The organism is Metabacillus lacus, assembly GCF_009674805.1.
GTDB classification, from domain to species: Bacteria; Bacillota; Bacilli; order Bacillales; family Bacillaceae; genus Metabacillus_C; species Metabacillus_C lacus.
On the sequence record NZ_WKKI01000034.1, the window covers coordinates 26,709 to 43,630 of the forward strand.

Consider the following 16,922-nt stretch of genomic DNA (forward strand, 5'->3'; position numbering starts at 1 on the left):
GAAATGGTCTGCATCAGTTGTAACTCAAGGAGATGATCAATCATGATGGCAGTTCTGCTTGGGGCAGTCGCGTTGATGTCAGTCTACTTGCTTTATGTTTTACTCAATCCTGAAAAATTTTAATTCACGGAGGTAAATAACGTGTTCACGACCATTCTTTCTATTGTAATAACCATACTGGCGGTCATCTTGCTTGCTAAGCCGACAGGTGTATATATGGCAAAAGCATTTAGTGATGAAAATACCGCCCTAAATAAACTATATGGGCCGTTTGAAAACTTCCTGTTCAAGCTCAGCGGCATTAAAAGAATAAATCAAACCTGGAAACAATACGCATTGGCATTAGTTCTAGCCAATGGATTCATGATTGTCCTTGTATACCTGGTTTTCCGCCTTCAAGGGGTCCTGCCGCTTAATCCAAGCAAGATTGTAGGAATGGAACCGACACTAGCGTTCAATACAGCAATCAGCTTCATGACCAATACGAATCTTCAGCACTATAGCGGGGAAAGCGGGCTTTCCTATTTGGCCCAGATGATCGGGATCCTGTTCATGATGTTTGCAGCTCCTGGTACAGCCCTGGCAGTTGTGATGGCCTTCATGAGAGGTCTAGCTGGAAAGGAAATCGGCAACTTTTATACAGACTTGATTAGAGCGATTACAAGAGTCTTGCTTCCAATTGCTTTTGTATCCGGCTTGGTTCTTGTTGCACTGGGTGTTCCGCAAACTCTGGATCCGACCATAACAGCCCAGACAGTTGAAGGAGGCGACCAGAATATTGCTCGCGGTCCAGTAGGGGCTTTCCTATCAATTAAAGAATTGGGGAATAACGGTGGAGGATTCTTCGGAGTCAACTCGGCCCATCCTTTTGAAAATCCAAATGCAATCAGCAACTTCATACAAATCTTATTGATGCTCCTGTTGCCGACAGCTACTCCTTTTGCCTATGGCCGGATGGTTGGCAATCCTAAGCAAGGCAGGGTGCTGTTTGTTTCCATGCTAATGATGTTTGTTCTGTTTGTCGGAATTGCTGTTACTTCTGAGTACCAGGGAAATCCAGTCCTGAATGCTCTTGGTGTAGAACACACCCAGGGAAGCCTGGAAGGCAAGGAAGTCCGTTTTGGTTCAGGCCTTTCAGCCTTGTATGCTGTAGTAACAACAGCTTCTGAAACAGGCGCAGTCAACAATATGCACGATACAATGACCCCGCTCGGAGGACTGATGCCTCTGTCTGCGATGTTATTAAATACAATCTTTGGCGGAGTAGGAGCTGGCTTCATCAATGTGATCATGTATGCGATGATCGCCGTATTCCTTTCAGGCCTGATGGTAGGCCGGACTCCAGAGTTCTTGGGGAAAAAGATTGAAGGCAGAGAAATGAAATTGATTGCCGTAACCCTTTTGATTCATCCGCTCCTGATTCTTGGAGCATCTGCTGTTGCCTTGTTTACTACAGTTGGAGCTGAAGCGATTTCCAATCCAGGTTTCCATGGTATCAGCCAGGTTGTATATGAGTACACATCCTCTGCAGCCAATAACGGTTCTGGCTTTGAGGGGTTAGGGGATAACACTCCGTTCTGGAACATATCAACCGGATTGGTGATGTATATCGGAAGATTCTTTGGACTAGTAACGATGCTTGCTGTTGCCGGCTCGCTTGCTTCAAAGAAACTGGTACCGGAAACAGTTGGCACCTTCCGTACTGACACTCCATTGTTTGGTGTCATTTTAATTGGAACCATTTTTATCGTCGGTGCACTTACATTCTTCCCAACAATCGTATTGGGACCAGTTGCCGAATATTTGACATTGTAGATTGGAGGATTCACGATGGGTAATTATGCAGTCAAGGAAAAATCAACTGTGACAAAATTCCCGGTTCAGGGGATTGAATCGAATTCCGGCAAGAGGCCAAATCCTGGATCTCCCAATCCGGAATATAAAAGGGATGAAAATAAAAAAGCGATGGATAAAGAATTGATTATGCAGGCTATAAAAGAATCTTTTGTAAAGCTGGATCCGAGAAAAATGGTGAAAAATCCGATTATGTTTGTGGTGGAATTTGGGTTCTTTATCACACTGATCCTTTCGTTTGCTCCCGATCTATTTGGAAGCAGTGCGGTTGAACCCTGGTTTAATATTACTGTTTCCCTGATCCTGCTCTTCACTGTGCTATTTGCCAATTTTGCCGAAGCACTGGCAGAAGGCCGCGGAAAAGCTCAGGCAGATTCCTTAAAAAAATCGAAACAGGATATTATGGCAAACAAATTGAAGCCGAATGGCAAAACTGAAAATGTGGCTTCCCTGACCCTTCGCAAAGGCGATATTGTCATCGTATCCCAGGGGGAAATGATTCCTGGTGACGGAGAGGTAATTGCTGGGCTCGCTTCGGTGGATGAATCAACGATTACAGGTGAATCTGCACCAGTGATCAAAGAGGCAGGCGGTGACTTTAACTCCGTTACAGGCGGAACGAAGGTGATCAGTGACCAGATTAAGGTTCGCATCACAAGCGATCCAGGAGAATCCTTCCTCGATCGGATGATTTCTCTCGTTGAAGGGGCCGAACGCCAAAAAACACCGAATGAAATTGCTTTGAACACCGTTTTGACTAGTTTGACCCTGATCTTCATGATTGTTGTTGTGGCAATGCCGTTCTTTACCAATTATCTTGGGTTCCAGCTTGAAATTCCGGTCTTGATCGCACTGCTCGTCTGCTTGATTCCAACGACCATCGGCGGGTTGCTTTCAGCTATTGGTATTGCCGGTATGGACCGGGTTACCCAGTTCAACGTTCTGGCGATGTCTGGTAAAGCAGTGGAAGCAGCTGGTGACATTAATACCATCATCTTGGATAAAACCGGAACGATCACTTTTGGAAACAGAATGGCCAGTGATTTTATTACAACAGGAGAAGTTACAAAGGATAAGTTGTCACATTGGACAGCACTAAGCTCACTTCAGGATGAAACTCCCGAAGGCCGGTCGGTTATCGAATTGCTGAACCAGAAAGGGTTTCGAATTGATAAATCTGCAGTAAATGGCGGAAATATCATTGAATTCAAAGCCGAAACAAGAATGAGCGGTGTTGATCTGCCAGATGGCCGGAAAGTAAGAAAAGGAGCGGTGGATGCCGTGAAAAATTGGGTGAAATCCCAGGGCGGCCGGATACCGGAAGATTTGGACCAGAAGACAGAAGAGATAGCTAGAGAAGGAGGCACGCCTCTTGCTGTGGCAGTTGACAATCAAATCTACGGGTTGATTTATTTGAAGGATACAGTAAAGCCCGGTATGCGTGAACGATTTGACCAGCTTAGGAAAATGGGCATTAAGACGGTCATGTGTACAGGTGACAATCCGCTAACAGCTGCAACCATTGCCAAAGAAGCCGGAGTGGATGAATTCATTGCAGAGTGCAAACCTGAAGATAAAATTGACGTCATTAAATATGAACAAAATCAGGGCAAACTCGTTGCGATGACAGGTGATGGCACCAATGATGCTCCAGCACTTGCCCAAGCCGACGTAGGCCTGGCTATGAATAGCGGGACAACGGCTGCAAAAGAAGCAGCCAACATGGTCGACCTGGATTCAAACCCGACTAAGATCATCGAAGTCGTTTCCATTGGAAAACAGCTGCTGATGACCCGCGGTGCCTTGACAACCTTCAGTATCGCAAATGATGTAGCAAAGTATTTTGCGATTATCCCGGCGATGTTCTTGCTTGCCATTCCGGAAATGGATGCATTGAATGTCATGAGGCTTGATTCACCTATGTCAGCCATACTATCGGCGCTGATTTTTAACGCGGTCATCATACCGCTCCTGATACCATTGGCGATGAAGGGTGTTTCCTATAAGCCGATGAGTTCCAATGCGCTATTGAAGAGGAACTTGACTATTTATGGACTCGGTGGCGTTCTTGTTCCATTCATCGGCATCAAATTGATTGATATCGCGATCTCACTGTTCATATAAGCACGTCAAAACTTTATTGAAGAAAGCAGGGATTTTAAAATGAAAGAAACCCAGGGTATGTTCGGCCCAATCATCAGGATGAGTTTTGTCATCATGCTTCTTTGCGGATTGGGCTATCCATTAGTCTCAACAGGTATTGCCCAGGCTGTAATGAAGGATAAAGCAGATGGAAGCCTAATATATGACGAGAACAATAAAGTAATAGGCTCTGAATTAATCGGCCAGTCCTTTACAGACCCAGGATTTTTCCATGGCCGGACCTCAAGTATTGAATATGATGCTGCCGGTTCAGGATCCAACAACTTTGCACCATCAAATGCCGATATGATTGAGCGGACGAAACAGGCTGTCGAACTATGGAGAAAAGACAATCCGAACACTCCTGTTAGTGAAGTGCCGATTGATTTGATCACCAACTCTGGTTCCGGTCTCGACCCGCACATCAGCCCTGAAGCAGCCCTTGCACAAGTCAATCGGGTTTCCGAACAAACAGGCATTAACCAGGAAAAATTAAAGGAACTAATTGAGGAAAATACACAAGGCAGGGAACTAGGGCTGTTTGGCGAGAAACGAGTCAATGTCCTTAAATTGAATTTAGATCTAAAAAAACAACTATAACAGTTGAATGACACGGCACTCGCAAAGTTTTTCATTTGCGAGTGCCAATTGACGTTAAATAAGAAGATGGGGGGTACAACATGTTTAGGTCTTATCTAAAAAAACTTAAATTACGGTCACCCAAAATTCAATTGCATGTAAACCAACCTGTCTATACACCGTCAGATATTATAACCGGGCATGTGGAGGTTTCAGGCAGAGAGCTCGACTGCAAAATAAGGGGGGTTACGATATCGAATTGATCATCATCAAGAACAGGAGCTATCGAAAGGAATTGTTAAGACGAAGATCTGTTTTGTGTTCCCATCCAAGCACATCGGGTAATATTGAAGTCCTGCCTTTTGTTCTGGCAATTTCGAATGGAAAGTTGCCAGACGTTGAAAACCGTAATTTTGTGATAAGAGTTTGTATCGCCTTTTCCGATTCCCGGGTTGTGATTAAGCGATACCCTATAATGATAAAAGCCCAAATCGTGAAGATGAGGTGATCTCTTTGAAGGAAAGCCATCCTTATTTCAAGAGAAAGACCCCTGAGGAACTTTTAGATGAAATTGCTTTGTCCAATCGGGGAAAACTTAAGCTGTATGTCGGAGCGGCACCAGGAGTCGGGAAAACATATAAAATGCTGCAGGATGCTCTTGACTTGCGAAAGGAAGGCAAAGATATTGTCATCGGTCTTATTGAAACACATGGAAGAAAAGATACCGAAGAGCAAATAAAAGATCTGGAGTTTGTTCCTTTACTGCCGATTTCCTATAAAGACAGGACCTTTTATGAAGTGAATGTAAAAGCAATCATAGAAAGGAATCCTGAATTCATTGTCATTGATGAATTGGCACATAGCAATATTACTGGCTCCAAACACTTAAAAAGGTATATGGATGTAGAAGAAATTCTCCAGGCCGGCATAAATGTCCTGTCTGCGGTCAATATTCAGCATTTGGAAAGCGTGAATGATATTGTCCAGCAAATCACGGGAGTAAAGGTCCGGGAACGCATTCCAGATACCTTTCTTTCAAAAGCCAATGAAATCCAGCTGATTGATGTGACACCCGAGACTTTAAGAAAAAGGCTGTCAGAGGGGAAAATTTATACTCGTGATAAAATCGAACGAAGCCTAACCCATTTTTTCACCACAGCCAATCTTTCCGCTTTACGGGAGTTAGCATTAAGGGAGGTAGCTGATGATGTAGATGAAAGGATAGAGCAAATCAGCAGGGAAGTAGTAAATGGGCCAATTGGTGTAAATGAGAAAATTCTTGTTTGCATCCACTATGGCCCAACGGCTGAGAAGCTGATAAGGAGGGGATGGCGCATGGCCAACCGCTTGAAGGCAAATATGTATATTTTGACGGTCGTTGATGAGGCAGGTAAGAACGATCCGCAGAAAGAACAAAAAATGAAGGAATGGACAAAACTTGCGGAACAATTTAATGCAACGTTTATAATAGAAGAAAAAAAGCACAGAAAACCTGCAACTGTGATTGTTGAAGTAGCAAAAAGATATAATATTACACAAATTTTGTTAGGGCAGTCGGCAAGAACCCGATGGGATGAAATTCGCAAGGGTTCAATTGTAAATATGATTATGAGGGACACCTCCAACATTGATATCCACATCGTTGCAGATGGCAGGTAGAAAGGGAAGAACAAAAATTGAATATCGCATTTTTTCTGATTCCAAAAAAGGAAGTAGCATTTATCCAAAAAGAATCAACCATGCGTCAGGCACTGGAGAAGATGGAATACCACCACTACACTGCGGTCCCCCTTCTTACAAGAGAAGGGAAATATGCAGGCACCTTGACCGAAGGGGACCTTTTATGGAAGATGAAAAACACACCCAATCTTAGTTTTCAAGATACATCTAGGGTCCAGCTTAAGGATGTCCCTCTCCGGAGAAGCTATGAATCAATTTCTGTAAGTGCAGAAATGGAAGACATCATCTCAGTTGCAATGGAACAGAACTTTGTCCCTGTAGTTGATGACAATTCTGTTTTTATAGGTATCATCAGAAGAAGAGAGATTATCGAATATTGTGCTGAGCATATCATTCATCTCTCTCTCAAAAATAAAAAGAGGAAGAGCAAATAAGAACTGCTCTTTCCCTAAGCTTGGATGGATAGCACCTTCTTGGAATCAGAGCCGGTTAAAATAACTCTGTTTATTATGGTTAGTAGGAGGAATATTGATGAGGTTTAGGGAGATAGCTCCGCAAAGTGCAGTCGGTTTGTTTCTAGGCATGTTTTTTTTCGAGGATTTTCTTGTACCTAAATCATGTAAACAGATCTGAAATTAAGTTATTACATTGGAATGATTTGCACCCTTCATTTTTTGCTGCTGTTATTTGTATATTATCTATTGTGTTAATGACGCTCTATAATGTCCTAAAACTGACGGCTCATTTTGTCCTAAACTTGACGGATTTATTGCCGCTTAAAGGTAAGAAGGGAGGCTTTTCAGTCCTCCCCAAAACATCTATAAATCTACTTCATAGGTTTCATTTTGCTTCAAATAAAATTGGACTTCATGACTGCCGGTGATTATGTACCAGTCTCTACCAAGCTCAAGGCGGCATGACAGCACCTTGCCATAACCAAGGTTTAGATTGAAACATTCTCCACACCCCAGTTTGTAATCTCTTTGATTTCCCCAATCAACAATCCAACAATCAAGTTTCTCATCAAAGTACATACTCTTCCAACGGCTACTCTTCATGCAAGTTCTCCTTCAATCACCTTCTGTTATTGATGATTATTTTTCTTTTGTTTACTGTATTCAAAAAATGTTACTGAAAAAACTAGTAAGAAAATAATTGAGATAATAAATGTATCTTTGTAGTTATTATTGAGTATGGAAATAATAAAAGGAGGTATTACAAATAAAGTGAAAATTAATGATACTGAAAAGAACAATTTTCTACTCACTATTTATCATCACCTCCTGTTAATGTCAGTATAAAGTATTCTTCTAAATTCGATGCTTCAAGAATAGATGATACCTCAATGTCTTTTCTCATTATTTCTCCATTGTTAATTAATATGATCGAGTCACAGAACGCTTGTGCAACCTCAAGCTGATGAGTAGATAAAAGGATGGAATTACCTTGTCTTACATACTCTTTTAATATGGTTTTTACCTTTATCATATTAATCGGATCTATTCCGGATATGAATTCATCTAGAAGCAGCAACTTAGGGCTATTTAGCAAAGTAGTCAAAAGAGAAAGCTTTTTTTTATTGCCTAGTGATAAGCTACTGATTTTCTTTCCTATTTCAGACTTCAAATCATACTTTTCAATTAATTCTACTATCTGTTCTTTACTGTAGGTTAAATTGAAGATATCCAGGGTGAATGTTATGTATTCAAGCCCTGTTAGTTCCTCATACAGAAATGGATAATCAGGTATAAAGGTTACATTCTCCTTTGATGAAACAAGAGGAACGTTATCGATTGTTATCCTTCCAGAATCTGCAGTTATCAACCCTGAAGCAATTTTTAATGTGGTGGTCTTTCCAGCCCCATTTTGGCCAAGGAAAGCGACTATTTTACCCTTAGGTATCTCAAAGGATATTTTATTCAATATTCTTTTCTGTTCAAAATTCTTACACACTTCCTCAAACTTCATTAATGACGACACATGTTCTCCTCCTCATAGATAAATACTGTCAATACCGGATATTTTTATTAGTTTTTTTCTTATCCACAAAATAATGCTCATTACAGTAAGTAAAAACATTAATGAAACACCCATCCACTGAAAAAAAATAAACGATGTAAATGAGATCATATCGGTAATCAATAAAGCAGTAGGCAGCATAGAGCACGGTATAACACAGCCGAGTATAATAAATTTCACCATATCCTGTAGTGTTTTTTTGTCAGGGTATTCATCCAGTTGCTCAATATTTATAAAGTTAAAATGCGGGCTCACTACTGAAGGTAAAAAGACCAGTAATGAAAATAGGAGATAAGCTACAGCATGCATGAGAATGGTCAAGATTCCTATCCTTATATCCATTTGATTAAAGCTAATAAATATAACGTCACCCAGTAGCATCAATGGAAAAGTCAGAATGATGAAAAACCTGAACTTATACTTAAATACATCCCATAAATTTTTCTTTGCCATGAAGTGAATTAAGATCTTTTTTCCTTCGCTGTCTAACGAAAAAACCCCCTGTAAATTGGTATAAACTGAATCTACATAGAAAAAAACGAAAAACATTAAATAAAAGGATAATATAAGAAAAAAGATGTTTTCCTTTGGTGAAATATCACTTAACAATCCAGAAAATAAACCCAATTGAAGCCAAAAAGGCAAAGACCCTAATAAAACAGGAAATCTGTGAAAAAAGTAATCTGTGCGAATATGATGATAAAACAAAACGTTGGAATAATGCTTGCCTAGAGGCTTTGTCAAAACAGTCAATCCTTTTTCTACTAGTATAAAAGGATAGTATTTCTGCTTATTAGCATCTGATTCATACTTTGATAGGAAATATGCTGCTAAGAGGAATGCAAGAAACGTACCTGAGATTGAAAGGATTGCCAAAGGCTTTATATTGCCAGATACGAGCATGGCCAATAGGTTGTGGGGCAAATAAGGATTCTCTAAGAAAATGCCAACAGGTGATAACAAATTCATTAAGGCGTTTGTTCCATCATTTATCCAATTTTGGTAGACAACCAAGTCTAAATCGTTAGAAGTGATTGGAAAATCACTCATCCAGGAAGATAACGTTTTTCCACAACCAAAGGATAGAAAACCGACTGTTAATCTAATTGACAATGCAAACATCACTCTAAACAGAAAATTATGTTTATGCTTTTGAAGGGTCCAATAACGGTTGTGAAAAACTGATGTTGCCAGGCTGGTAAAGATAAAAAGAACGAAGGTTAGCGTTATAACTAAGACCATTTGAAGCCAATAAATTTCTGTTAGTAGACCGAGAGCCAATAGAACTGGGACATAGCTTAATAAAAAATCCTTTGAATACCATACTGTAGATTCTAAATACAAATAAACCTTTGCTTTGGCTGGACTGATTTTTAAATTTGTTAACAGCCATTCTTTATCGATTGAATGTAGTTGCCATTTCGATGAACTAATTCCTGTAACAAAGGAAAAGATAAGTATGATACAAAAGGTTAACGACCATAGTATGGAATAGTTACTGCTTGCATACAGTAGCATCTTACCGATTAGATTCAATATGATTCCGTTAAACTCACTGTCTAAAAAGTTTTTATTGAACAAGCTAACTTTAAACAAAAAATAGGTACTAAAAAAGATTGCTCCGAAATTAAATAGGCTTATACCAAAAGCTATTATCCATAATTTATTCCCAGAAGGAATATATTTGAGAAACTTTAGGTAATTCCACTGGTTTTTCCAACGCATAACAAGTTTCCACTTAATCCAAGTTTGTACCATATTTCCATCCTTTCACGGTATCTTGCATTACAAGATACATTAATGAAAAAGATCCTTTTAACTTATAGCATTCCTGAATATAATTCTATGTCTCGTGCGTAAGAAGGGTAAAAATGTGTTTATTACGTTCCTAAAATGAATTTTCTTAATACAAACCCATAAATAAATCATTGCAATAAGATTGTTAAGATATTGTAGAATGTTCAAATTTAGGTTCCTTTCTATTTCTATTGTTGGTAGAATAGTTTCAGACAAATATTTGTAAATTATAAACTTAGGGGGTAATAGACCCTAAACTCTTAAAATCAAGGTTTTTACTGCATGTTCTTGAAGAGTCGTCATGAATAAATTCTCAAAAGATATATGAAATAGCCGATTATAAAACTCGAAAGGTACTGCTACGTTCAATTATTAAAAAGAGTGAATTAAGTAAAGATAGGAAATCCATCAATTCAATTACACTGTGGTTTGAAGAAGGGGACGACGATACCCCTTCTCCACCACCCATTTTTTTAGATGATATTTTCCCAGTGAATGACGAACGGTGAGTCTTATCATAAGTTAAAGAAAGTTTCTTTGTGTATATAAAGCCGGCTGCGATCAGCAGTCGGCTTTAATTTTATATCAGGGTGCCTCATTGTGTCTTACACTCTCTGAGGACAGATTTTTAAACAAAACCTTCCAGTACTATCTTACCGATCGTCCTATTGCTCTCCAAAAGCTTGTGTGCTTGACGGAGATTTTCTGCTGAGATCGGTCCAAGGACTTCGGTCAGTGTTGTTTTTAATTTTTGATGGTCCACAGCATCAGCAATGCGATTAAGCAATAGATGCTGCTCAATCATATCATCTGTTTCGTATACAGGGCGAGTGAACATGAATTCCCACACGAAGGTGATGCTTTTTTGCTTAAGCAATTTGAGGTCCAGCGGAGAGGTTGGATCATCAATTGCGCACACAACTCCCTGAGGAGAAATAGCTTCGCTAATACCGGTCCAGTGTTCTTCCAAAGCATTCAGGCAGAAAATATACGGAACGTTTGTAAATCCAATTGCTTGAAGTTGTGGAAGGAGCGGGTCATGATGATTAATGGTATAGTCCGCGCCCATTGATTTAACCCAGCTAACAGTTTCTGATCGGGAAGCAGTACCGATTACAGTAAGCCCTGCTTGTTTTGCAAGCTGAGTGGCAATGGAACCTACACCCCCGGCCGCACCAATGATCAGCAGAGCCTTTCCTTTGTTAGGACCCGAATCTTGGGAAATAGACATTCGGGTAAATAATGCTTCCCAAGCTGTAATGGAGGTTAAGGGAAGAGCTGCAGCTTCCGCAAAACTTAAGGAAACAGGTTTGTGCCCCACGATTCGTTCATCGACCAAATGGTATTCACTGTTTCCGCCTTGTCGTGCAATACTGCCAGCATAAAAAACTTCATCTCCCGGACGAAACAATGAACAGTCCGGTCCTGTCTCTTCGACAACTCCTGCTACATCCCAACCTAAAATTTTAGGGGCTTCCTCAACTCTTTCCTTAGGAGCTCTTACCTTTGTATCAACAGGGTTGACCGATATGGCCGCTACTTTGACCAAAATGTCACGACCCGTTGCTGTTGGTTTTTCTACAACTAAGTCCACCAGGCTTTGGGGATTGTCAATTGGAAGGTAAGAAGTTAAGCCTACCGCCCTCATAGTATTCATGATGAACCACATCCTTTCCTCATTAGTATACCCGTTATGAGTAACAGCTTAAAATGATTACTATTAGCCTCTAGTCTGTAAGCGTAAGTGAAATTTAGTGTTAATATAGATGTAAATGAGTGTTAATAGGTTGGGACAATTGCAAAAACAAAAACAGGTGAATCATAGGGGACTAATTACAGAGATTGATAATCCCGGTTCCTCTACAAAAAGATACAAAGTAATTGAACCTAGGCTAAGTAAGCGGATACAAAGAATTACCAATTCATCAGAACGGTAATTCTTTTTTATAAATACTTATTTATTCTTTTTATCTCTTTCTTGCATTTTTCTAACATGATCCGAGTGGTAAGGAGAAGCATCAACTTCATTAACTACACTAAATGGATTTCCGTCCAAGTCAAAGAAGTCAAAAAATTTCATTCCACCAAAATCATCAATCTCGCTAGTAACTATAGCATTGCTTTTAAAATGTTGATGGGCCGCCTCAATATCATCAACAACAAAATTAAAATAGCCATTTTTTTGATCCCCCTTGGTAATAAACTCAGTGGGCTGAGGGGATTCAACTTTTACCAAGGCTAATTGTGTTGACCCAGATGGTAAATAAAATCCAATCCCATCTCCCCAATTGTCAATTACTTTTGCACCAAGAAACTTTACATACCATTCTGTGGATTTTTCGATGTCAGTTACTGGAATAAATATACTACCTACTTTAAACATAATTTTCCTCCTTGAAATGAAATTCTTACTTATAACGAAAATAATAGTGTAAAAGTTACACTTACATTTAATTTAAATAAGAAGGTGTTAAAACAAACATGATTTTAGAAGATTTGGAGTTCGAGATTACTAAACTTTATAAATATTGCTTAAAGTTGTCAGGGTCACCTTGGACAGCCGAGGATCTAGTACAAGAAACGCTGCTAAAGGTTTATAAAATTAAAAATTCCCAACCAAAAAAGGAGTTTACATTTTCATATTTATGTACTGTGGCTAGAAATCATTTTATCGATGAGAAAAGGAAATATAAAGAAATTATTTGTTTTAGTGAAGACTTATTTGGAGAAGAGTATGATTCTGTAGATTACTATGGTCTAGTAGAAATCTTACTAAGCACTTTGCCATTGAAACAGTCTATGCTAATTACCTTGAAGGATGTATTTGGATACACTTCAAAAGAAATAGCATCCATGTTAAGAGTAAGTAATGAGTCCATTAAAACAGCACTTCATCGCTCTAGAAAGAAACTGAAATTTAAAAATAATAATATAGATATCAAAACCCTAACCTCTAATCACGAAATGATTATAGAACTCTCAAAAGCAATACGGGAATCTAAGCCGATGCCAATATTTTATTTTTATCGACTATTAGAATCGCAAAATTTTCAGGTAAGAAGAAGTTCTGTAAACTCTGTATTCCATGTTATAGATCCAGATGGGAATATTCTAGAAATTATTTCTTAGTAACTTAAAACATAACATAAAATAAATGAGAGTTTTATTGACGCTATGTTCTAAGAATTCACACCAATAACGAAGCTCAGAAGAATAGATTTCAGCCATTCTGCTTGCAAAGGTTGATAAACAGAGAGTGTAAACGTCATACTTCCGTCGCTTGCTAAAATTGACCCAGATGACGACCTCCTCAAAACCTTCTAGACATAATACTTTCCATTTGACTAAAAGAAAATCTGCGAACTGTAATTGTCTGCATTGCCGAGAAACCGATTAAGATGTTAAAAGGTCTCACAAAACGATTTAGAAAAGTAACTCCAAAATGGGCATAGTTGTAAATTATTGTCTTTTCTTTTATTATAAAGAATATATAAAAAAGATGCACTTAGGGAAATAACGGTGAGCTTATCTTAAATGATGGGAAACAGAAAGAGGAGCTTGGGTATGAAACTAAATAAGTGGTATAGTTTGTTAGTTTCCTTCATTTATTTTATTTATATTTATAATACTCATATATTTGAGGGAGCAAGTTTACTGGAGTATTTGAACGTATTGGCAAACTTTGGAGCAATCTTACTAATATCTAGTTGGCTGATTAGCAAATCAGTAATAGAAAATACACTAGATTTTATTATTTTGTGTGGATTTATTTTATATTTGTTCATACTACATTCTTATGTGACTTATGTTGATATTTCTTACTATTTTAATCAAGATTATGTCGGCAATCCATTTGTAAACATTGAAAGAATAAATTTAATTCCTTTTAAAACAATTTATAATGACTTATTGATAGTAGTTGCACCTGTAACAGTCATTCAAACCATAGGAAATATAATTCTGTTAGCACCTTTGGCATTTGCATTATTATCTCTTAAAATTCTAACTAACAAGAATAAGGTAATTTTCACGATTATTCTTACAACATTGTTTATAGAGATATTTCAATTTATCCAAAACTTCAGCGTTTCGGGATATTTGTATTCTGAAGGAGGACATCGTGCCATTGATATTGACGATATATTATTAAATACACTTGGTGGTTTAATTGGGGTTTTGGTGTTCATCCTATATAATAAAACAATTTCAAATAATACTGTAAACAAAAAGGACGTCGCATCTAATTAACTTATATTTATTTTGCGGAAAATCGTACCAGAGGTAGTTGAGGTTTATTTAAAACTCAAAAATAGGGTTACGAGGATTCTGTTTACCTAAATCCTAACGGGTTTTGAATCCAGCTCCAGCACCCCAGCGGCCGCGCACTGCCCATACCCTCCTTGCAATAAGTCCATCATCTTCGTGATTTCTTATCTCGAGCGGGGCCGGACAGTTCCTATGCCGCTAAGCGGGGAGCAGTGCCTTTTTTATTTTATGGCTTTACTCACTTTTAATTTCTTTCCTTTGATCGTTGCATGTTCCATAGCTTGGAGAACTAGTGAGCCCTTGCCATTCAAAATATCAACAAAGGACATTGAATCATGGATGGTGATAATGCCGATATCCTCTGCTGTGACTCCAGGAATTTTTGCGATCGTTCCAACAAAGTCTACAGCACGAATTTTCTTCTTTTTACCACCGTTGAAATGGAGTTTCATGATATCTTGATTGATTCGGGCTGTTTTATTGTTTCTTACAACCCGCCTGCCGCTAAGTTTTTCTTCAAAAGCAGACTTTCCATCAGCCACTTCCAGATGGCTGGGTGCTTCTATAACAGGTATCTCAAAGCCGATGTATCTTTCTATGGCTTTGATGAATTTTCCTTCAAAAGGTGTCGAAAACGTGATGGCCTTTCCTTTATTTCCAGCACGGCCTGTTCTTCCAGTTCGGTGTACATAGCTCTCTTTTTCCAAGGGAACGTCATAGTTGATGACAAGTGTGACATTATCAATATCAATCCCTCTTGCAGCTACATCAGTGGCAATGAGGTAGCGAAAGTTCCCCATTTTAAAACCATCCATAACAGAGAACCGGTCTTCTTGTTCTAGTCCCCCATGAAGTCTTTCACAGGAATATCCAGCTCTATCTAGTTCGCTATACACAGTATCAACGTGTTCTTTCGTTTTGCAGAAAATCAGGCAGCTATCTGGGTTTTCTACAACCGTGACGTCTTTCAGGAGTGACATTTTTTCTGCCTCTCTTACTTCAATTAAAGAATGTTCAATGGTATCGGCTGTCACGCTGGTCGATTCTATCACAATCTGAGTAGGATTCTTCATATATTTATGGCAAAGGTTTTCAACGTCTTTTGGCAGAGTCGCGGAAAAAACCATTGTTACCCGGTCTGAAGGCAGCTCTTTGATGATTGCTTCCACTTGATCTATGAACCCTCTGTTAAGCATCTCATCAGCCTCATCTATGATAAGGTACTTGATTTGATCCAAAACTAAGGTTTCTCGCTCAATATGGTCCATGACCCTTCCAGGGGTACCAACGACTACATGAGTTTTTTGTTTCAATTCATCCTTTTGTTTCGAAAAAGGTTCTTTCCCATAAACGGCCGCTGCTTTAATGCGTTTAAACCTTCCGATATTCGTAATATCTTCGCGCACTTGAACTGCAAGCTCCCTGGTTGGCGTAAGAATTAAGGCCTGGGGTTTTTTTTCTTCCCATAGAATCATATCAGTAACAGGAATACCAAAGGAGGCAGTCTTTCCACTTCCTGTTTGGGCTTTTACGACAAGGTCTTGATGTTCCATTGCTAATGGTATGACTTTTCTTTGAACTTCTGTTGGAGTTTCGTATTTTAACACAGCTAGTGCCCTTTTTATTTCTTCGCTTACATGATAGTCCGCAAAACTTCTTTTACTCATTTTTTTACCTCGTTTTTTGTTTTTTCGTCATATAAATAGAATTCACACCAAGAATCATTATATGCATGATCGTAATAAGGTTTATTATACTTGAAAATGCGTGATAAACGAGCTTTTAACCCAACATTATAATTCCTGTAGTGATATTAGCTCTTATTAAAGGTGATGAAGGACAAAACTCGGCGGAACAGCAGTCGAAATGTCCTTCATAGTAGCGATGAAGGACAAAAACGAGTGAAACAGCAGTCGAAATGTCCTTCATAGGGGTGATGAAGGACAAATCGCAATTAAACAGCAGTCGAAATGTCCTTCATAGGGGTGATGAAGGACAAATCGCAATTGAACAGCAGTCGAAATGTCCTTCATGAGGTTGATGAGGGACAAAACCGGGTGAAAGAGCAAGCGAAATGTCCTTCATAGGGGTGATGAAGGACAAATCGCAATTAAACAGCAGTCGAAATGTCCTTCATAGGGGTGATGAAGGACAAAAACGAGTGGAACAGCAGTAGAAATGTCCTTCATGAGGTTGATGAAGGACAAAACCGGGTGAAAGAGCAAGCGAAATGTCCTTCATAGGGGTGATGAAGGACAAAACTGGGTGAAACAGCAGTCAAAATGTCCTTCATAGGGGTGATGAAGGACAAAACTGGGTGAAACAGCAATTGAAATGTCCTTCATAAGGGTGATGAAGGACAAAACTCGGCGGAACAGCAGTCGAAATGTCCTTCATAAGGTTGATGAAGGACAAAACTCGGCGGAACAGCAGTCGAAATGTCCTTCATGAGGTTGATGAAGGACAAAACCGGGTGAAAGAGCAAGCGAAATGTCCTTCATAGGGGTGATGAAGGACAAAACTGGGTGAAACAGCAGTCAAAATGTCCTTCATAGGGGTGATGAAGGACAAAACTGGGTGAAACA

At 39.1% G+C, this 16,922-nt stretch carries 14 protein-coding genes; 8 read left to right on the forward strand and 6 right to left on the reverse strand.

What is annotated here, in order from left to right; genetic code table 11:
* Positions 1-45: 45 nt before the first annotated feature.
* The 6 genes from GJU40_RS21565 to GJU40_RS15010 all read left to right on the forward strand — a co-directional run bounded on the left by GJU40_RS21565 (position 46) and on the right by GJU40_RS15010 (position 6,689).
* Positions 46-123, forward strand: a complete 78-nt coding sequence (locus GJU40_RS21565) for a potassium-transporting ATPase subunit F (RefSeq protein WP_425481229.1) — start codon at positions 46-48, stop codon at positions 121-123.
* A gap of 18 nt (positions 124-141) precedes the next feature.
* Entirely contained in the window at positions 142-1,815 is a 1,674-nt protein-coding gene (gene kdpA / locus GJU40_RS14990; RefSeq protein ID WP_343031572.1) for a potassium-transporting ATPase subunit KdpA, read from the forward strand.
* Between the two features lie 150 nt (positions 1,816-1,965).
* Entirely contained in the window at positions 1,966-3,978 is a 2,013-nt protein-coding gene (kdpB, locus tag GJU40_RS14995) for a potassium-transporting ATPase subunit KdpB (RefSeq protein ID WP_246188383.1), read from the forward strand.
* A 39-nt stretch (positions 3,979-4,017) separates the two neighbouring features.
* On the forward strand, positions 4,018-4,596 hold the full coding sequence (gene kdpC, locus GJU40_RS15000) for a potassium-transporting ATPase subunit KdpC (RefSeq protein ID WP_154308880.1): 579 nt from the start codon (positions 4,018-4,020) through the stop codon (positions 4,594-4,596).
* Positions 4,597-5,079: 483 nt separating this feature from the next.
* A complete protein-coding gene (gene kdpDN, locus GJU40_RS15005; protein ID WP_425481228.1) occupies positions 5,080-6,234 on the forward strand; it encodes a KdpD-like non-kinase potassium sensor in 1,155 nt (384 codons plus the stop codon).
* A 17-nt stretch (positions 6,235-6,251) separates the two neighbouring features.
* Complete coding sequence (locus GJU40_RS15010; protein ID WP_154308882.1) at positions 6,252-6,689, forward strand: CBS domain-containing protein; 438 nt, start codon at positions 6,252-6,254, stop codon at positions 6,687-6,689.
* Positions 6,690-7,073: 384 nt separating this feature from the next.
* On the opposite strand, the gene GJU40_RS15015 is transcribed toward GJU40_RS15010, so the two are convergent.
* The 5 genes from GJU40_RS15015 to GJU40_RS15035 form a co-directional block, all read right to left on the reverse strand.
* A complete protein-coding gene (locus GJU40_RS15015) occupies positions 7,074-7,313 on the reverse strand; it encodes a DUF5348 domain-containing protein (RefSeq protein ID WP_154308883.1) in 240 nt (79 codons plus the stop codon).
* Between the two features lie 208 nt (positions 7,314-7,521).
* Positions 7,522-8,235: an ATP-binding cassette domain-containing protein gene (locus tag GJU40_RS15020; protein WP_343031573.1), complete on the reverse strand. Its 714-nt coding sequence runs from the start codon at positions 8,233-8,235 to the stop codon at positions 7,522-7,524.
* A 12-nt stretch (positions 8,236-8,247) separates the two neighbouring features.
* A complete protein-coding gene (locus GJU40_RS15025) occupies positions 8,248-10,032 on the reverse strand; it encodes a hypothetical protein (protein ID WP_154308884.1) in 1,785 nt (594 codons plus the stop codon).
* 667 nt (positions 10,033-10,699) lie between these two features.
* Positions 10,700-11,728 (reverse strand): zinc-binding alcohol dehydrogenase family protein, encoded by a 1,029-nt coding sequence (locus GJU40_RS15030; protein WP_170289425.1) that lies wholly within the window; start codon positions 11,726-11,728, stop codon positions 10,700-10,702.
* A gap of 297 nt (positions 11,729-12,025) precedes the next feature.
* A complete protein-coding gene (locus tag GJU40_RS15035) occupies positions 12,026-12,454 on the reverse strand; it encodes a VOC family protein (protein WP_154308886.1) in 429 nt (142 codons plus the stop codon).
* A 98-nt stretch (positions 12,455-12,552) separates the two neighbouring features.
* Here GJU40_RS15035 and GJU40_RS15040 point away from each other — a divergent pair, with 98 nt between their 5' ends.
* Both GJU40_RS15040 and GJU40_RS15045 read left to right on the forward strand, forming a co-directional pair.
* Positions 12,553-13,200, forward strand: coding sequence for an RNA polymerase sigma factor (locus GJU40_RS15040; RefSeq protein ID WP_154308887.1), 648 nt, complete (start codon positions 12,553-12,555; stop codon positions 13,198-13,200).
* Between the two features lie 435 nt (positions 13,201-13,635).
* Entirely contained in the window at positions 13,636-14,319 is a 684-nt protein-coding gene (locus GJU40_RS15045) for a VanZ family protein (protein WP_170289426.1), read from the forward strand.
* 239 nt (positions 14,320-14,558) lie between these two features.
* Here the strand turns inward: GJU40_RS15045 and GJU40_RS15050 are convergent, their stop codons facing one another.
* A complete protein-coding gene (locus GJU40_RS15050; RefSeq protein ID WP_154308889.1) occupies positions 14,559-16,004 on the reverse strand; it encodes a DEAD/DEAH box helicase in 1,446 nt (481 codons plus the stop codon).
* Positions 16,005-16,922: the final 918 nt, after the last annotated feature.